This is a genomic window from Xenorhabdus bovienii SS-2004 (assembly GCF_000027225.1).
In the GTDB taxonomy this organism is placed as follows: Bacteria; Pseudomonadota; Gammaproteobacteria; order Enterobacterales; family Enterobacteriaceae; genus Xenorhabdus; species Xenorhabdus bovienii_C.
Window position 1 is genome coordinate 2458098 of the sequence record NC_013892.1, and the last position, 17430, is coordinate 2475527.

Sequence of the window (17430 nt, forward strand, 5' to 3'; positions counted from 1 at the left end):
TCCGGTGCGCCAAAAAAATAATTTAAGCTACCGGAAGCATAACTTTATCGACAATCTTGATCGTCAGTCAATTTGCGCCGCACTGAATTGATGTGTTGGAATGACCATTTTATCTTGAGCGGCAATAATCTGTAACTCATATTCCCCTCTCTCCTGAGTCTCCAGCATCACTTCGTAGACTGCTGATGCAACATGCTCCAGCGCCGCTTGTAATGCTTCATCTGTTAGAGATGTACTTTTCAGTAAATTGACGAGCAACAAACCACTCGTTAAATCACCAACACCCACAGGTTGACGTTCACCCGTATTAATCAATGGACGACTAATATGCCAACTATGTTCTTTAGTCACCAAAAGCATTTCAAAGCGATCTGCTCTGTAGCCTGCACGATTGAGGTGTTTGACTAAAACAATCTCTGGGCCTTTTTCGCACAATGCGCGGGCTGCGGATATAGCTTGTTCTACATTTTCGATTTTCCGCATGCTCAACGTTTCCAGCTCCAGTAAATTAGGAGCAATGATATCGCTGATGGGTAATGCTTTCTCACAGAGGAATTCTGCAATTCCAGGAGCGACAATACACCCTTTTTCTGGATGTCCCATCACGGGATCACAGAAATACCATGCTTCGGGATTGGCTTGCTTAACCTGTCTTACAATATCAAGAATATGGTTTCCCTGTTCCGCAGAACCAATGTAACCACTCAGTACCGCATTGCAGGAAACTAATTTATCAATTTCACCAATTCCCTGGGCAATTTCAGCCAAATGCTCTGGCGGCATAACACAACCACGCCATTGAGGATATTGGGTATGATTGGAAAATTGAACCGTATTCAATGGCCATACGTTCACTCCCATTCGACGCATTGGAAAAACAGCAGCACTGTTCCCAGCATGACCAAAAACAACATGAGACTGAATTGAAAGAACATTTTTCATGATAAGGCCTAATTTATTATTTTGTGATTCATGAGCGGCTTATTAACAAGTCGAATTTTTTAAGGGCAACATTGCTGTTGCCCTTAACTTTGTTTTTCACTGTGTCTTTAACTACAACTACGTCTTTATGAGTTATTTCCAGTTGATAAGGCAATAATGCTTTTTACCACGGCGTAACAAAGTATAACGCTCAAACAAACGATCGCTGTCCGCGAACGTATATTCAGCATCGGATTGTTTTTCACCATTGATGGAAACCGCATTAGAACCGATCATGGTACGAGCTTGACCACGGGAAGGTACCAGCCCAGCGGTGACCAGAGCTTGTTGCAAATCAGCGTCTTTTTCCAGTTCAATCGCTGGCATACCATCTTGCGCCAATTGAGCAAGATCTTCTTCAGTCAAATCTGCAACAATGCCAGAAAACAGGCTATTAGTAATGCGTTTCGCCGCAGCAAGACCGGCTTCACCATGTACCATACCCGTCACTTGCTCTGCCAATACATACTGGGCGCGCGGAGCCTTACCGCTGTTCTTATCTTCTTCTTCCAAAGCATTAATCTCTTCAATGCTCATAAAAGTAAAGAACTTCAGGAAGCGATAAGCGTCCGCATCCGCGGTACTAATCCAAAATTGGTAGAATTTATACGGGCTGGTTTTCTTTGGATCTAACCAAACTGCACCACCTTCTGTCTTACCGAATTTAGTACCATCAGATTTAGTGATCAGTGGCACTGTCAAACCGAAAACTTGTTTCTGGTGTAAGCGGCGCGTTAAGTCGATACCTGAAGTAATGTTGCCCCATTGGTCTGAACCGCCAATCTGCAATTCAACACCATATTTTCCATTCAGGTTAGCAAAGTCATATGATTGCAACAGGTTATAAGAAAACTCAGTGTACGAAATACCAACATCATCACGATGTAGACGCTGCTTTACCGCCTCTCTGTTGATCATCTGATTAACAGAGAAATGTTTCCCGATATCACGCAGGAAAGTAAGCACATCCATTTCCCCAAACCACTCATAGTTATTGGCAATTTCCGCACGGTTTTCACCACAATCGAAATCGAGGAATGGTGAAACCTGTTTACGAATTTTTTCAACCCACTCTTTAACGGTCTCTTCTGTATTTAATTTGCGTTCAGTTGCTTTAAAACTGGGATCGCCAATCAAACCTGTCGCACCACCTACCAACGCGATAGGCTTATGCCCGGTCAGTTGGAATCGTTTTAAACACAGCAAGGGAACCAGATGCCCCAAATGCAAGCTGTCAGCGGTAGGATCGAAGCCGCAATAGAGAGAAACCGGACCTTGCGCCAGCCTCTCTGCTAACGCTTCTTCATCCGTTACCTGGGCAACAAGGCCCCGATCTTGCAGTTGTTTTATCAGGTTATTGCTAAACATCAATGGCTCCATCGGTTTGTATACTTTACCTATATAATGACCTATATAAGTAACTCGTTATAAATTGCGTGCTATAGCATAAAACGCCAGTAATTTAAGTACCAGTATTAAAAACAGTAATTAATCTCTTAGGGTGCAAGGCGATCAATATGCCACTCTTCGCCTTCCCGCTGGTATAAAAAACGATCGTGAAGGCGATACGCGCCTCCCTGCCAAAACTCCACAGAATCGAATTCGACTTTGAATCCTCCCCAGAAACTGGGTAGCGGCACTTCTCCACTCTGGAATTTCTGTTTCAACTCCAGAAATTTACCTTCTAGAATGCCTCTAGTAGAAATACGGGAAGATTGTTGTGACACCCATGCAGCGATTTGGCTATCTCTTGGGCGGCTATGGAAATATTTCACAACCTCTGTAGGAGATAAGCGTTCAGCTTTGCCAAGGAAACTGACCTGCCGTTCAAGCTGGTACCACGGAAAATGGAGGCTGATTCGGTTATTCTGGGTCAGATGCTTCGCCTTGCGGCTACCAAGGTTGGTATAAAAAACCAAGCTACGGGCATCAAAATGTTTTAATAAAACAATACGTTGGTAAGGCTGACCGTGTTCATCAACTGTAGCAATGCACATTGCCGTAGGGTCAATAAGTTTGGCTTCACAAGCCTGTTTCAACCAAAGTTCAAAAAGTTCAATCGGTTCTTTAGTAAGATCCTTTCGCCTCAATCCACCACGTATATATTCGCGGCGCAGGTCTGCGATACCCGTTTCATTATGTTCTGACATTTCTAACTCTCGATTTCTTAGTGAGTATTAACATATCATTGTTATCTGCTGGCAACAGGATAAATTGCCCCTAAAATCGTTTCCCTGTCCGCACCCGTTACTGACGGCAAGTTACCCGACAATCCAGACATAGTGCGGAATGCCAGCCAAGCAAATGCCAGTGCTTCCATATCGTCACCACTCAACCCATATCTGTCGGTCGTAGCAACTTCAGTAATTGGCAATAAATCAGATAAGCGGCTCATTACACGTGGATTCCGTGCTCCACCTCCGCAGACAAGCAAACGCTCACACCCACCACTCAAGATGACCTGTTGTGCAATACTTACCGCGGTTAGTTCAGCCAGCGTTGCCTGAATATCTACAGATGAGACGTCGGGAAAATCTGCCAACTGTTTTTCCAACCATGCCATATTGAAGTACTCACGCCCCGTACTCTTCGGTGCAATACGTGCAAAGTAAGGATCAGAAATCATTTTTTGGAGCAAGCGTTGATTGACTATTCCTTCATTCGCCCACTGAGCATCCTTATCATAAGGTAACTGCTTATGCCGCCATATCCATGCATCCATCAGCATATTCCCTGGCCCAGTATCATATCCTTTAACAGCAGAATCTGGCAGAAGTGCGGAGATATTTGCGATCCCGCCAATATTCAGAATAATGCGTCTTTCTGTTGGATGCCCGAGAACCGCCATATGAAATGCGGGTACTAAAGGTGCGCCCTGACCACCATAAGCCATATCACGCCGCCTGAAATCGCCCACAGTAGTAATATTGGTCAATGCAGCGACACGATTATTATCACCGATTTGCATAGTAAAGGGTTTTTCGCCGTCTGGTTCATGCCATACTGTCTGCCCATGACAGCCAACTGCTGTAATGTCGCTTGCGGTTAGCCCAGCTTTATTCATCAGGCCTTTTACTGCTTCGGAAAAAAGTGTTCCAAGTTCATAGTCAAACTGGCCGACCATAGATAATGTCGTCTGTTGACCTTGACAGATGGAAAGCAATTTTTGCTTAAGCTCTTGTGGAAATGGGTGAGAATAACTCACTTGCTGTGCAACAATCTTATCGCTAATCTCCGCCAGAACAACATCAACTCCATCCATGCTAGTACCAGACATGACACCGATATAACGTCCTGACTTCATAAATACTCCCCTATTTAAAGAGTGGATTACATTTCGTTCGTAGATTACATTTAATCTTACATAAACTATGAAACACATCTATTTGGACTATATATGTTTAGCAGTCAATATCAGAGATAAAATCTGAGTTTTGGAGAGTCCTTCACAAAACATGCTAAACTTTTGGTCAGGAATTATTCCTTTAGGAGTTCGTCTTCAGTATTTATTATTTATCGAGAAATGCGCTGTTAGTGTATCGGCAATTAGTCGCCAGACTGTCGCTGGCAATAGTAGCCTAATGCTTGGTTGTAGGTTTATTATCAGGCTTTCCCATTGGGCATTAAAATTAGGAGTAACTATGTTCAAACGTTTCCTGGTTGGTGCAGTTGTAGTAACAACATTGTCTGGTTGCGCAGACATGGGAGCACTTTCTAGTGATACCTACTCTATTGATCAAGCCAAACAAGTTCAAAACGTAACCTACGGCACTATTCTGTCTGTACGTCCTGTGTATATTAAAGGTGCTCAGGCTGGTAACCAAAATATGCTGGGTTTGATTGGTGGTGCTGTTTTAGGAGGGTTATTGGGTAACACAGTCGGTGATGGTACAGGCCAAAGACTTGCTACAGCCGCAGGTGCTATTGCTGGTGGGATGGCTGGCCAGGGGATTGAAGGGGCCATCAATAAAACGAAAGGTGTCGAATTAGATATTCGCACTGATAGCGGAAGGAATATCGTCGTAGTACAGAAACAGGATCAAGTCGTCTTCAGCAAAGGCCAACGTGTCAAGATCGCTGACGGTGGAAATTCGACTACAGTATCGCCACTCTGACATTATTAGTTCACGTACAATCAAACCAAAAAAATCGCGGCTTGCCAGTATCTACTGGACCGCGATTTTCTCTTTATCGGTTAATTTTTATATTACCTGTTTATGCAATTGGCTAATATTCTTCTCAATCTTTTTTATTACAGAAGCAAGCAGAATTAACTCATCATGAGTAATTCCCTCCAAGATATCTTTCCTTGTAGAGCCAATAACACTGTCAACTTCTCTGATAAAAGTTTCCGATTCCTCGGTTAATTTGATTCTTTTCGCACGCCTGTCATTAGCACATGTGTGACGTGTAATCAGTTGCTTTTCTTCTAATTGATCCAGAGTCCTCACCAAAGAGGGTTGTTCGATACCAATAGCTTTCGCAAGTTGTATCTGTGACTGCTCTGGTGGTAACTGACTAATATTGTATAGAGTAACCCAATGTGTCTGAGTTAATTTCAACGGTTTCAAACGATGATCAATTAAAGCGCGCCAAACACGAACTAAACGTGCTAGGTCTGATCCCAATGTCAATTCCAATTACCCCTCCTTATAATTAGAGACTCATATAACATCAATGAATTATCCAATCAGTTTATTCATATGAATAATGGATACGCACCTATATCATGCTTACATTAGCAGAGTCAGGAATTTCGCTAATTACCTAATTAGTGTCGCGTTGGCTTGTTACTCAAAGTTGACATCTTCGTCGCCCTAAAGAGCGAAGTTTTACGGCGCACCGAATAAAATCGCGCATTAATCCACCAACGATATAAACTGTATAAAATAATCCTCTAGCTAAACTATTGTAATTTTAAATATCAAAAAAATAAATACAAACCCTAAAAATAGATACAGTTCCACTCGGTTAAAGTTCTATAAGAATAACCGCCATCCAAATACTAATCTATATATTTTTACATTAATATCATTTTTCTCTTACAACGATAGTTCATATTATAATAAATAACATTAAAAACAATAAGATAGAAAATAAGCTCTTTTATTGTTCAATAAGTAATACTTTGATAAGAAAATTTTATCGAAACACGGTAATTAGTCAACATGAACGATATTTAAAAATGACCTATGTTAAATAAAAAGCGTGTAATATAAATTATACATCATTTAATACTAGTAATATTTCTTATTTTTAAGGTAATAATAAACTATTATTCATGTAAGTGTTTTTTTTAAACAAATCAGTGAAAAATCAAAATAATTCAGGTTAATTCAGGTTAATATCGTATTTTTTCCTTAATTCTTTAAATTATTTAGATGACTTTAATAACATAACCTAAATATTTCTATTTTTTGTCTATCGGATAATTTCATCCACATAAACCACCCTTCTCTGCTCCGATAACATCCTCGGCAAAAACCACGGGAATCAGATTCACAACCCCCTTTGCAAGGGGTTGGAATAGCGAAAAACTCTAATTGTTCAGCCATCTAATCCTCCTGTATCTAGACCTACCAAGCACTTACCCTGTGAGAATTGACATACTGACGCAGGATAAGAACAATTGTGATAATTTAAAATTAAATAGTAATAGTATGAAATAATATATGAAAGTTGAAAGGACAAATTGAATTATTTTATCTATACAAGTTATAGTTATAGCTAACCACACATATGTAGTTAATGAGCGAAATTTCGCCATAATATTATCCCAAATAAGGACTTTCCTAAATAAGGATATTTCGCAATAAAATTATAAAGTTCAAGAGGTAATTATGCGTTTACTCCATACCATGATCCGTGTTGGCAACATGCAGCGCTCGATTGATTTCTATACTCAAGTGATGGGTATGCGTCTACTTCGCACCAGCGAAAATCCAGAGTATAAATATTCCCTCGCTTTTGTCGGTTATACCGATGAAAGCCAAGGTGCAGTCATTGAGTTAACCTATAATTGGGATGTTGAAAGCTACGAAATGGGAACCGCATTTGGGCATATTGCCTTGGGTGTGGACGATGTTGCGGCAACTTGTGAGCGCATCAAGCTCTCTGGTGGAAATGTGACTCGCGAGGCTGGACCTGTCAAAGGCGGAACAACAGTCATCGCGTTTGTTGAAGATCCCGATGGCTATAAAATCGAATTAATCGAAAACCAAAGCGGCAGTAGTGCATTAGGAAATTAACTATTTCTACATGCAAAGGGCATTCCCCATGCCCTTCATTTCTAAATTGGATAGGCATTACTTCTGCAATACATGCCAAATTTTGTCATAATATCCACTATCATGAAGTTAAGAACTGAATCAGATGTCTAATAAAAAAGATCAAAACATGCTAAGTGGACGTTTTCGTGGCTACTATCCTGTTGTCATTGATGTAGAAACCGGTGGTTTTAATGCACAGACAGATGCTTTACTTGAAATCGCAGCAATTACTTTAAAGATGGATGAAGAGGGTTGGCTGATGCCAGCTGACACACTGCATTTTCATATTGACCCCTTTGAAGGCGCTAACCTTGACCCAGCAGCGCTGGCATTCACAGGGATTGATCCGACCAATCCATTGCGGGGAGCAGTCAGTGAATACACCGCATTACATGCCATTTTCAAAATGATCCGCAAAGGTATGAAAGACAATAATTGCAACCGCGCGATTATAGTCGCCCATAATGCCAGTTTTGATCACAACTTTGTCATGGCAGCAGCAGAGCGTTCTGGTTTGAAACGTAACCCATTTCACCCTTTCGCCACTTTTGATACCGCAGCTCTGAGTGGTTTGGTGCTCGGCCAAACAATCCTGGCCAAAGCCTGTATCACAGCGGAAATACCATTTGACAGCAATCAGGCTCATAGCGCGCTGTATGATACAGACCGGACTGCCCTGCTGTTCTGTGAACTCGTTAACCGCTGGAAACGACTAGGCGGCTGGCCATTACCTTCCCCAAATAACGAATCCTGATAAATCAAGCCCCATACCTACTGAAGATGTATGGGGCTTTAACCATTATTCACCAAAATGATAAATTATTCGCTATCGCAGCCTGCCTGTTCACGGTACTTGTCAGCAGTATCTTTGATCAACGCTTGTAATTCACCACTCTGATACATTTCAATGAGAATGTCACAACCACCTACCAACTCACCATCTACCCAAAGCTGAGGAAATGTCGGCCAGTTTGCATATTTAGGCAATTCTGCACGGATATCAGGATTTTGCAGGATATCTACGTAAGCAAAACGTTCACCACAGGCAGACAGCGCCTGAACCGCCTGAGCAGAGAAACCACAGTTTGGCAGCTTTGGGGAACCTTTCATGTACAGCAAGATTGGATTTTCTTTGATCTGGCGTTCTATTTTTCCAATAGTCGTTGTTTCTTCAACCGGGCGTTCGTTTTTCTCAATACTCATCATTTTTACTTCCTTAAACCACAAGCGCTGTTTATCAGCATCAGAAAAGATTGATTCAGAATACCACTTTCTACCGCGAATTTTCTACCGCGAACTTTCTTATGTAACTTTTATGTTGCAATCTGCTATAGATGGCTATGTGATGCTTTCATCCCCTGTGATCGTTTACAATCAGTACTACAGTTCAGTTCCACTCCAAATCGCAGTTAAGTCGTATCTTTTTCCCTGTTATTTAGCTGAAAAGTTGTTAAGATAATTATCAAAATAGCAACATGATAATAAGCTTGAATTTGCTCTGCCCATGGTTGTCACCTTGTTAACCATGGCTTGTAGAGCCAAAAACCCGATATTAAAAAGGAGCATGCAATGTCTTTTGAATTACCAGCATTACCTTATGCCAAAAATGCCCTGGAACCACACATTTCAGCCGAAACTCTGGAATATCATTACGGCAAACATCATAACGCCTACGTTGTGAACCTGAACAATCTGGTTAAAGATACCGAATTTGCCGGAAAATCACTGGAAGAAATCATCAAAACATCCGAAGGCGGCATCTTCAATAACGCAGCACAAGTCTGGAATCACACTTTCTACTGGAATAGCCTGTCACCAAACGGGGGTGGTGAACCAACTGGAAAAGTTGCAGACGCTATTAACAGTGCTTTCGGCTCTTTTACTGAGTTCAAACAGCAGTTTACTGATGCTGCACTGAAAAATTTTGGTTCGGGTTGGACATGGCTGGTCAAGAAAGCTGATGGTAGCGTGGCTATCGTCAATACTTCCAATGCCGCAACTCCATTGACTGGTAAAGATAAACCTGTACTGACAGTTGATGTTTGGGAACACGCATATTACATCGATTACCGTAATGCGCGCCCTCAATATCTGGAGCATTTCTGGGCTCTGGTCAACTGGAAATTTGTTGAAGAAAATCTGGCTTAAGTTTTCTGAGATAAACGCTCAAGCCAGTTTGAAATAGCAAGGGTAGACTTTCCCAATTCCATAAGTCTTGGATAGCGAAAGTTTACCCTTAAAACAAAAGCAGGCGACGCTGCCCTTCAATTTTTTCTAGACCAGGCAAAGACTTGCTAGAGTAACAATCATTACTAATGCGCTACTGGCAGTCAATAATCCCAACTTCAAATCTATATCCATAAAACCCTCAATGTGAAAACTAAGGCCCCGCAATACCATAAACTTTAAATGGTTATTCACCCTATTACATAAAAAGCATCATTTGACATTTAGTGCATATACTTTATAGCATCGATTATTGCTTTCACTTTTGAGCTAGATCAGACAAAATTCAAGGTTTACCGCTAAATTATTGCCAGCCTTCATCCTATATAAATATACTGGCAAACGATTAACAAAGATCTATAAATTTAGACCATAAGGTCAGGAGTCTTTTTTATCATGGCAACGATTAAAGATGTGGCTAAACGCGCTGGTGTTTCGACCACAACCGTATCCCATGTTATCAATAAAACCCGTTTCGTCGCCGAAGATACAAAAATCGCAGTTTGGGCTGCCATAAAAGAATTAAACTATTCTCCCAGCGCCGTTGCTCGTAGTTTGAAGGTTAACCACACCAAATCCATCGGATTACTGGCAACTTCAAGTGAGGCACCTTATTTTGCCGAAATCATAGAATCCGTTGAAAATAGTTGCTATAGCAAAGGCTATACGTTGATTTTGTGCAATTCTCACAACAATCTCGACAAGCAGAAAGCTTATCTCGCAATGCTCGCTCAAAAGCGTGTGGATGGTTTACTGGTAATGTGTTCAGAATATCCTGAACAACTTTTGGGTATGCTAGAAGATTATCGCAATATTCCCATGGTGGTCATGGACTGGGGTGAATCTAGAGGAGATTTCACCGATGCGATTATCGATAACGCTTTCCATGGTGGTTATTTGGCCGGCCGCTATCTTATTGAACGCGGTCACCGTGATATTGCTTCCATTCCTGGACCATTAGCAAGAAATACAGGTGGCGGGCGTCATCAAGGTTTTCTCAAGGCACTGAAAGAGGCAAATATTGACATTCGGAATGAATGGATTGTGCAGGGCGATTTTGAGCCTGAATCTGGCTATCAAGCTATGTATCAGATCCTGAATCAGAAACATCGCCCCACAGCCGTTTTCTGTGGTGGCGATGTGATGGCAATGGGTGCAATCTGTGCAGCCGATGAGCTAGGTTTACGTGTCCCTCAAGATATTTCCATCATTGGTTATGACAATATTCGCAATGCACGCTACTTCACGCCAGCGCTGACAACCATCCACCAGCCCAAAGAACGCTTGGGACAGATGGCCTTCTCGATGTTACTGGACAGGATCATCAATAAACGTGAAAATGTACAAACTATCGAAGTGCATCCGCGTCTTGTTGAGCGTCGATCTGTTACAGATGGGCCTTTCATCGATTATCGCCGTTGACGATCAGTCCTCCTGCAACCATTCAGCATTAAGTGTTTCACTATCTCCAAGATAATCAAGCAACCAGCTTAATGCTGGTGAATGGCTTTTTTGCGACCATGCCAAGCAACATGGGCTATCAGGCAATGGTTGTTCAAGCTCAAGTGCGATCAATTTTCCGCGGCGGATAAGTGGTAATGCACGATGCTTGGGCACCATTCCTACACATAGACCATCCATCAGGCAAGCCAACCCAATATCCCAATCAGGCACAATCAATCGCCGTTGATTATCCAAAGCCCATGTATCACGCTTGGGCAGGCTGCGAGAAGTATCTTCCAGGCATAAACTGGAATAAGCTCGCATCTGGTCGTCATGCAATTTTTCTGCTATCGAAACCAGTTCATGTGCAGGGCTAGCAACGCATAACCACGGCATAAACCCCATATCCCTGAAACTGTATCGTTCTCCGACCGGAGAAGCGCGGGTGGCACCAATGGCGACATCAACCCGTCCATCTACCAGTGCATCCCACACACCATTAAAAACTTCAGGATAGATAAGCAACTCAATATCTGGAAAATGCCGGTAAAAATCCAGAATAAGTTGGAGCGTTCGTTCAGGTTTTACAACTTGATCAACGGCAATGCTGAACTGCCCTCTCCAACCATTAGCCACCTGCTGACATTGATGGCGAGTGTGATGCATTTTTTTGATAACAGAACGAGCTTCTTTAACAAAAATACCTCCCGCTTCCGTTAATTCTACATCACGGTGACGACGCTCAAATAAAGGTACAGCCAACCATTCTTCGAGTTGTTTTACCGTATAGCTGATAGCAGAAGGGACACGATGAAGTTCTGATGCAGCTGCACTGAAACTTCCTGTTCTGGCTACAGCATCAACAACTTCCAGCGAGTATTCAGACCACATATTTATTCCTTTCAATTTTTTTCATAACATGATGCAAATATTACCGTTTCACAAGTAAAAATCATGCCATATAGAATAAGCCTTGTATCTTCTTATCAATTACCACACCAAGTTATTAACACAATGACAACAAATAAAAATTCCATTTCATTCATGTTTTATCTCGCTGGCCTGAGTATGCTCGGCTATTTGGCTATTGATATGTATCTACCTGCTTTTGGAGTAATGAAAACAGAGTTAAATACATCAGAAAGTGCTATCAGTGCGAGTCTCAGCATTTTTCTTGGCGGTTTTGCCTTTGCTCAGTTGTTATGGGGGCAACTGTCTGACCGATTAGGAAGAAAGCCTGTTCTTATTATCGGCTTATCTCTGTTTTCCATTAGCTGTCTAGGTATGCTCTGGATAACTGATTCCACTCAACTGCTTGTATTGAGATTTCTTCAAGCGGTTGGAGTCTGCTCTGCGGCAGTTTGCTGGCAGGCTTTAGTTGTCGATCGGTATGATCCTGAACGTACTAAACGTGTTTTTGCCATGATAATGCCTCTGGTTGCCCTTTCCCCTGCACTCGCTCCTTTGGTCGGTGCATGGCTATTGTCACACGTTGGCTGGAAAATCATTTTCCTTGTCTTGATGGCTGTAACACTTTTACTGCTGATACCCACATTTTTCCTGACCAATAAACACAAAGCTATCGATACCGACTCTGATAAAAAGGGAGTTTCTTTCTTTACCTTATTGAAATCCCCAATATTCAGTGGAAATGTACTAATTTATGCTGCTTGCAGTGCTGGTTTTTTTGCTTGGCTAACTGGCTCACCAACAATTCTGGCCGATATGGGTTATGATCCTACAGATATCGGCTTGAGTTATATTCCTCAGACTCTGGCATTTATGGTCGGTGGATATGGTTGCCGTATTCTTTTGGAAAAAACCAAAAGTGAGACGGTATTTCCATTCTTACTGGCAGGTTATGCCGTCAGCATGGTGATCATTTATTTAATTTCCCAATTCTATGAACCTTCATTTATGGCTATTCTCATCCCTTTCTGCTTTATGGCAGCAATGAATGGTGCTTCTTATCCTATTGCTGTAGCAAATGCACTCTCTGTTTACCCTAAAAACAGTGGGAAGGCAGCAGCATTGCAGAATGCCCTGCAATTAGGGTTCTGTTTTGTCGCAAGCCTGATAGTCTCTGTATTCATGAAAAACCCTCTTTTATCTACCACAACAGTGATGGTTTCTACTGTTGCTCTGATGGCAATAGGGTATTGGTTGCAAAAGCAAAAATATGACAAGAAAGATTAAACATGAATTTAATAATCACGCCAAAAAATAATAATTAAGAACATTCTCATCTAAAGGTTGCGTCATAAATGTGACCTTTAGATGATTGTTTAAATATTATTTCACTCATATACTCATACAGGTTCATTATTATAAAAACTTGGAATTTGAGGCTTGTAAGGGCAATGAAGCTCTGTTTGCTTTCAGGATGAATGAGTATATATGTTTTTACTTAATGTTCTATATTATTTCCGAATAAAACCTTTTTGGTTTTAACATAATAAGTAATCAGCCACAAAGAGATACCTCAAAATTCCCTTGTATAAATATTGGAGAGTATATGAGTTCATCTTGCATTGAAGATAAAAAAATAATTACTGATCCGTGGCATAGAATCGCCAGTGAGTTGCTTCAAGAAGCTGATATTGAGATCAACGGCAAGCGCCCTTTCGATATACATGTCAAAAATCCAAATTTTTATAAAAGAGTGTTAAAAGAAGGCTCCCTTGGGCTGGGTGAAAGCTATATGGATGGCTGGTGGGATTGTGAACGTTTGGATGTATTCTTTCATAAAATACTGCGAGCTGGTCTGGAGTACCGCATTCCCAAAAATGCCAAGGATATTCTGAAAATCATTACCGCTCGCATATTTAACCTACAATCACCCAAAAGAGCCTGGGTTGTAGGGGAAGAACACTATGATTTAGGTAACGATCTTTTTACTCGCATGCTCGACCCTCACATGCAGTACTCATGTGGTTACTGGAAAGATTCAAACACACTAGAAGAAGCCCAAACCAGTAAACTCCGCCTGATTTGCGAAAAACTACAATTATCTTCAGGTATGACACTATTGGATATCGGATGTGGATGGGGTGGTCTGGCTGCCTATGCCGCAAAAAACTATGGTGTATCCGTCACTGGCGTTACTATTTCCGCAGAGCAACAGAAATATGCTCAGGAACGCTGTAAGGATATGGATGTGAAAGTCATCCTTGAAGATTATCGCAATTTGAACTTTCAGTTTGATAGGATTGTCTCTGTCGGTATGTTTGAACACGTTGGCCCTAAAAATTATGCTAGTTATTTCAATATCGTGCGCAAAAATCTGAAGCCTGATGGCCTGTTCCTGCTTCATACTATCGGCTCTAATCGTGATAAATTGAACGTCGATTCATGGGTGAACAAGTATATTTTTCCCAATGGTTGCCTACCTTCGGTTGCAAAGATAGCCAAAGCCAGTAATGGAAAATTAGTCATGGAAGACTGGCACAACTTTGGGGCGGATTATGACCGTACGTTGATGTCATGGTATGAACATTTCACCGCAAGCTGGAGCGAGATAGAACATAATTACAGCCCACGCTTTAAACGGATGTTCAGTTATTACTTAAATGCTTGTGCAGGTGCATTCCGTGCCAGAGACATTCAACTGTGGCAAATTATGTTTAGTCCACGAGGAATTGAAAACGGCCTGAGAGTTCCTCGGTAAGATGTTAACCTAAAAAGGTTGTACAAAAAGCTACAGAACCATATTTCTGTAGCTTTCCCCTGTAATGAGAAATGTTTTTTTATTCTTCTTCTTCCGTCTGTGACAATACTTTTTCTTGTTCTTTCTGCGCCATAACCCGTTCAACGGTATCTACGATTGCCTGTGTCTGTGGGTCAATCTCAATATTGACTTTCTGCCCAAGGCGTTTTTTACCCAGTGTCGTACGTCCCAGTGTTTCGGGGATCAAGTGAACACAGAATCGGTTATTCACAACATCTCCAATCGTCAGACTAATCCCATCAATACCAATAAATCCTTTGTGCAGAATATATTTCATCAACTGCTTATCATGAATGCGGAACCAAATTTCATGGTTATTTTCTGAAGTGAAAATTTTGGCAATTTCAGCCATCGTAATAACATGACCGGACATCAGATGCCCGCCAATTTCATCACCAAATTTTGCTGCTCTTTCCAGGTTAACTAAGTCACCTACGTTAAGATCACCGAGATTAGTCAAGCGCAGCGTCTCTTTCATCAAATCAAAACTAATCAGATTGCTATCGATATTGGTCACTGTCAGGCAACAACCATTGTGGGAAACGGAGGCTCCCGTTTCAATTCCGGGTAATAATTCAGCCGGAAACTTAACAATATGAGTTCGAAAATGCGCTTTTTCATCAATCGCAACTATCGGCGCTTTTCCCTGAATGATGCCTGTAAACATGGGAACCTCTTTCGTCATTTGCATAAATGAATTAGTTTAACCCACCCATCATTTTTAAACACTATTTCGATAAGTACGCGCTCTCATTGAGTATTAGTATCGCGCAGCGATTGGCTTAGTAAAACGAGTCCTATACAATATCCGCGTTAATAAGCGATTAATTTTTCAATAAAATCGTTTACCCGTAGAAATATTCTTTGTTTTTCTAATTAATTTTCAATCAAAAAAGGTGTAGTACGTGCAGAAATACTTAAATGAAGCGCGTAGTTTGCTCGCTCTGGGGATCCCAATCATCATCGCACAATTTTCACAAACTGCGATGGGTTTCGTCGATACAGTCATGGCTGGTAAAGCGGGTGCTGTCGAAATGTCTGCAGTTGCCGTCGGTACGTCAATCTGGTTACCAACTATTTTATTTGGTCAGGGTTTACTGATGGCCCTAACGCCGATTGTGGCACACATGAACGGTTCTGGTCAGCGAAAAAATGTGGCAGTTCAGATCCAACAAGGCTTCTGGCTGGCAACTTTTCTCTCTATTTTAGTTATAGCTGTTTTGTATAACTGCCGATTCATTATAGAGGCACAACACAATGTTGATCCTGTGTTGGCACAAAAAGCAATAAACTTTATCCATGCCATTATGTGGGGTGCTCCTGGCTATCTGTTCTATCAGACCCTACGCGGGCAGTGTGAAGGATTGTCGAAAACCAAACCCGCAATGATTATCGGCATTGTGGGATTACTGGTTAACATTCCTGTCAATTATATTTTCATTTACGGTAAATTTGGCGCACCAGAATTAGGCGGTGTGGGCTGTGGTGTTGCGACGGCCACGGTCTATTGGGTCATGTTCCTGTTACTACTTGCGTATGTAAAACACACGCCTTCACAGAAAGATATCCATACGTTCGATAATTTTACCGGCCCTAATTGGCGTACACAAAAACATATTGTGTTACTTGGCTTACCTATCGCACTGGCCCTGTTCTTTGAAGTCACACTTTTTGCTGTTGTTTCTCTGTTGGTATCTCCTCTCGGAGTCGCTGCCGTTGCTGGACATCAGATCGCACTCAATTTCAGTTCCATGATGTTTATGTTTCCCCTGTCATTTGGGATCGCAGCAACCATCCGCGTGGGCTATAACCTTGGAAAAAAATCGACTGAAGGTGCCAAAATTTCAGCTTACACAAGTCTTGCTGTCGGTTTGATGATAGCCTGTATGACCGCGGCTTTTACAACTTTGTTCCGCGAACCGATCGCACTTATGTATAACGATAACTATGAAGTTGTCACTCTTGCATCCCATTTGATGCTGTTTGCAGCCATTTATCAGATTTCTGATTCAGTTCAGGTTATTGGTTCCGGTGTATTGCGAGGATATAAAGATACGCGTTCCGTCTTCTTTATCACCTTTATTGCTTATTGGATCTTAGGACTACCTAGTGGTTACATTCTGGCGCTAACCCATTATGTCACTGAACCAATGGGGCCACAGGGTTTCTGGATTGGGTTTATTATCGGCTTAACCGCAGCCGCGGTCATGGTAGGTCTCCGAATTTTGTGGTTACAAAAGCAACCAACTCACTTTGTTCTGGAACGCTCTGCTCATTAATTTAGTCTATTAGGTCGGAAAACAAGAGGAAAAGCCGCAAATTCACTCCAAAAGGTGTAAATACGAGCAATCGAATAAGAATTCGCGTTTTTCCTCTTGCCAGAAGGCCACGTGATCGTTAATATTCTTCCCCGTTGTCAGCCACAGAAATGTAGATTGCGTCCGTAGCTCAGTTGGTTAGAGCACCACCTTGACATGGTGGGGGTCGGTGGTTCGAGTCCACTCGGACGCACCATATATCTGTCTGACATAGAAAATTTTATGTGCGTCCGTAGCTCAGTTGGTTAGAGCACCACCTTGACATGGTGGGGGTCGGTGGTTCGAGTCCACTCGGACGCACCATCTATAGGATAGTATCCTAAGTTCCTTTCTAGCCATTTTTTTATTTCACACTTTGCTGAACTCTACTTCCCTACCATATACTTAATGTTACCCAACCTATCGTGCGATACTAACAATTCAATTCTATCCCGTTTGCGCAACAACTCTCTGATTTCCTTAACAT

General features: G+C 41.7%; 16 protein-coding genes, 2 tRNA genes and 1 pseudogene. 10 read left to right on the top strand and 9 right to left on the bottom strand.

Annotated elements, in window-relative coordinates:
• Nucleotides 1–63: 63 nt before the first annotated feature.
• The 4 genes from pdxY to anmK all read right to left on the bottom strand — a co-directional run bounded on the left by pdxY (nucleotide 64) and on the right by anmK (nucleotide 4285).
• Nucleotides 64–942: a pyridoxal kinase PdxY gene (gene pdxY, locus XBJ1_RS10495; RefSeq protein ID WP_012988912.1), complete on the bottom strand. Its 879-nt coding sequence runs from the start codon at nucleotides 940–942 to the stop codon at nucleotides 64–66.
• 132 nt (nucleotides 943–1074) lie between these two features.
• Nucleotides 1075–2349, bottom strand: coding sequence for a tyrosine--tRNA ligase (gene tyrS, locus XBJ1_RS10500; RefSeq protein WP_038198890.1), 1275 nt, complete (start codon nucleotides 2347–2349; stop codon nucleotides 1075–1077).
• A 128-nt stretch (nucleotides 2350–2477) separates the two neighbouring features.
• Nucleotides 2478–3131, bottom strand: coding sequence for a pyridoxamine 5'-phosphate oxidase (gene pdxH / locus XBJ1_RS10505; protein ID WP_012988915.1), 654 nt, complete (start codon nucleotides 3129–3131; stop codon nucleotides 2478–2480).
• 41 nt (nucleotides 3132–3172) lie between these two features.
• Nucleotides 3173–4285, bottom strand: a complete 1113-nt coding sequence (anmK, locus tag XBJ1_RS10510) for an anhydro-N-acetylmuramic acid kinase (protein ID WP_012988916.1) — start codon at nucleotides 4283–4285, stop codon at nucleotides 3173–3175.
• A gap of 337 nt (nucleotides 4286–4622) precedes the next feature.
• Between anmK and XBJ1_RS10515 the strand changes: the two genes are divergently transcribed.
• Complete coding sequence (locus tag XBJ1_RS10515; protein ID WP_012988917.1) at nucleotides 4623–5096, top strand: glycine zipper 2TM domain-containing protein; 474 nt, start codon at nucleotides 4623–4625, stop codon at nucleotides 5094–5096.
• 87 nt (nucleotides 5097–5183) lie between these two features.
• Here the strand turns inward: XBJ1_RS10515 and slyA are convergent, their stop codons facing one another.
• Together slyA and XBJ1_RS19895 are read right to left on the bottom strand one after the other, a co-directional pair.
• Nucleotides 5184–5621, bottom strand: coding sequence for a transcriptional regulator SlyA (slyA, locus tag XBJ1_RS10520; protein ID WP_012988918.1), 438 nt, complete (start codon nucleotides 5619–5621; stop codon nucleotides 5184–5186).
• 753 nt (nucleotides 5622–6374) lie between these two features.
• A pseudogene (locus XBJ1_RS19895) lies at nucleotides 6375–6536 on the bottom strand (DUF1289 domain-containing protein); the annotation flags it as partial.
• Nucleotides 6537–6821: 285 nt separating this feature from the next.
• Here XBJ1_RS19895 and gloA point away from each other — a divergent pair.
• A complete protein-coding gene (gloA, locus tag XBJ1_RS10525) occupies nucleotides 6822–7229 on the top strand; it encodes a lactoylglutathione lyase (protein ID WP_012988919.1) in 408 nt (135 codons plus the stop codon).
• A gap of 124 nt (nucleotides 7230–7353) precedes the next feature.
• Nucleotides 7354–8004 (top strand): ribonuclease T, encoded by a 651-nt coding sequence (gene rnt / locus XBJ1_RS10530; protein WP_038198893.1) that lies wholly within the window; start codon nucleotides 7354–7356, stop codon nucleotides 8002–8004.
• Between the two features lie 65 nt (nucleotides 8005–8069).
• Here rnt and XBJ1_RS10535 read toward each other — a convergent pair whose 3' ends face one another.
• Nucleotides 8070–8453 (bottom strand): Grx4 family monothiol glutaredoxin, encoded by a 384-nt coding sequence (locus XBJ1_RS10535; RefSeq protein ID WP_012988921.1) that lies wholly within the window; start codon nucleotides 8451–8453, stop codon nucleotides 8070–8072.
• Between the two features lie 366 nt (nucleotides 8454–8819).
• On the opposite strand from XBJ1_RS10535, the gene sodB reads away from it, so the two are divergent.
• Both sodB and purR read left to right on the top strand, forming a co-directional pair.
• Nucleotides 8820–9398: a superoxide dismutase [Fe] gene (gene sodB / locus XBJ1_RS10540; RefSeq protein WP_012988922.1), complete on the top strand. Its 579-nt coding sequence runs from the start codon at nucleotides 8820–8822 to the stop codon at nucleotides 9396–9398.
• 474 nt (nucleotides 9399–9872) lie between these two features.
• Nucleotides 9873–10898: an HTH-type transcriptional repressor PurR gene (purR, locus tag XBJ1_RS10545; protein WP_012988924.1), complete on the top strand. Its 1026-nt coding sequence runs from the start codon at nucleotides 9873–9875 to the stop codon at nucleotides 10896–10898.
• Between the two features lie 3 nt (nucleotides 10899–10901).
• Here the strand turns inward: purR and punR are convergent, their stop codons facing one another.
• Entirely contained in the window at nucleotides 10902–11810 is a 909-nt protein-coding gene (gene punR / locus XBJ1_RS10550; RefSeq protein ID WP_012988925.1) for a DNA-binding transcriptional activator PunR, read from the bottom strand.
• A gap of 123 nt (nucleotides 11811–11933) precedes the next feature.
• Between punR and punC the strand changes: the two genes are divergently transcribed.
• Nucleotides 11934–13115 (top strand): purine nucleoside transporter PunC, encoded by a 1182-nt coding sequence (gene punC, locus XBJ1_RS10555; RefSeq protein ID WP_012988926.1) that lies wholly within the window; start codon nucleotides 11934–11936, stop codon nucleotides 13113–13115.
• Between the two features lie 319 nt (nucleotides 13116–13434).
• The gene (cfa, locus tag XBJ1_RS10560; protein ID WP_012988928.1) at nucleotides 13435–14586 is read left to right on the top strand and encodes a cyclopropane fatty acyl phospholipid synthase; all 1152 of its coding nucleotides are present in this window, start codon (nucleotides 13435–13437) and stop codon (nucleotides 14584–14586) included.
• 79 nt (nucleotides 14587–14665) lie between these two features.
• On the opposite strand, the gene XBJ1_RS10565 is transcribed toward cfa, so the two are convergent.
• The gene (locus XBJ1_RS10565) at nucleotides 14666–15313 is read right to left on the bottom strand and encodes a riboflavin synthase (protein ID WP_012988929.1); all 648 of its coding nucleotides are present in this window, start codon (nucleotides 15311–15313) and stop codon (nucleotides 14666–14668) included.
• A gap of 238 nt (nucleotides 15314–15551) precedes the next feature.
• Between XBJ1_RS10565 and XBJ1_RS10570 the strand changes: the two genes are divergently transcribed.
• The 3 genes from XBJ1_RS10570 to XBJ1_RS10580 all read left to right on the top strand — a co-directional run bounded on the left by XBJ1_RS10570 (nucleotide 15552) and on the right by XBJ1_RS10580 (nucleotide 17267).
• A complete protein-coding gene (locus tag XBJ1_RS10570) occupies nucleotides 15552–16925 on the top strand; it encodes an MATE family efflux transporter (RefSeq protein ID WP_012988930.1) in 1374 nt (457 codons plus the stop codon).
• Between the two features lie 158 nt (nucleotides 16926–17083).
• A tRNA-Val gene (locus tag XBJ1_RS10575) sits at nucleotides 17084–17160 on the top strand.
• A 30-nt stretch (nucleotides 17161–17190) separates the two neighbouring features.
• Nucleotides 17191–17267 (top strand) — tRNA-Val (locus XBJ1_RS10580).
• The last annotated feature ends 163 nt before the right edge of the window (nucleotides 17268–17430 follow it).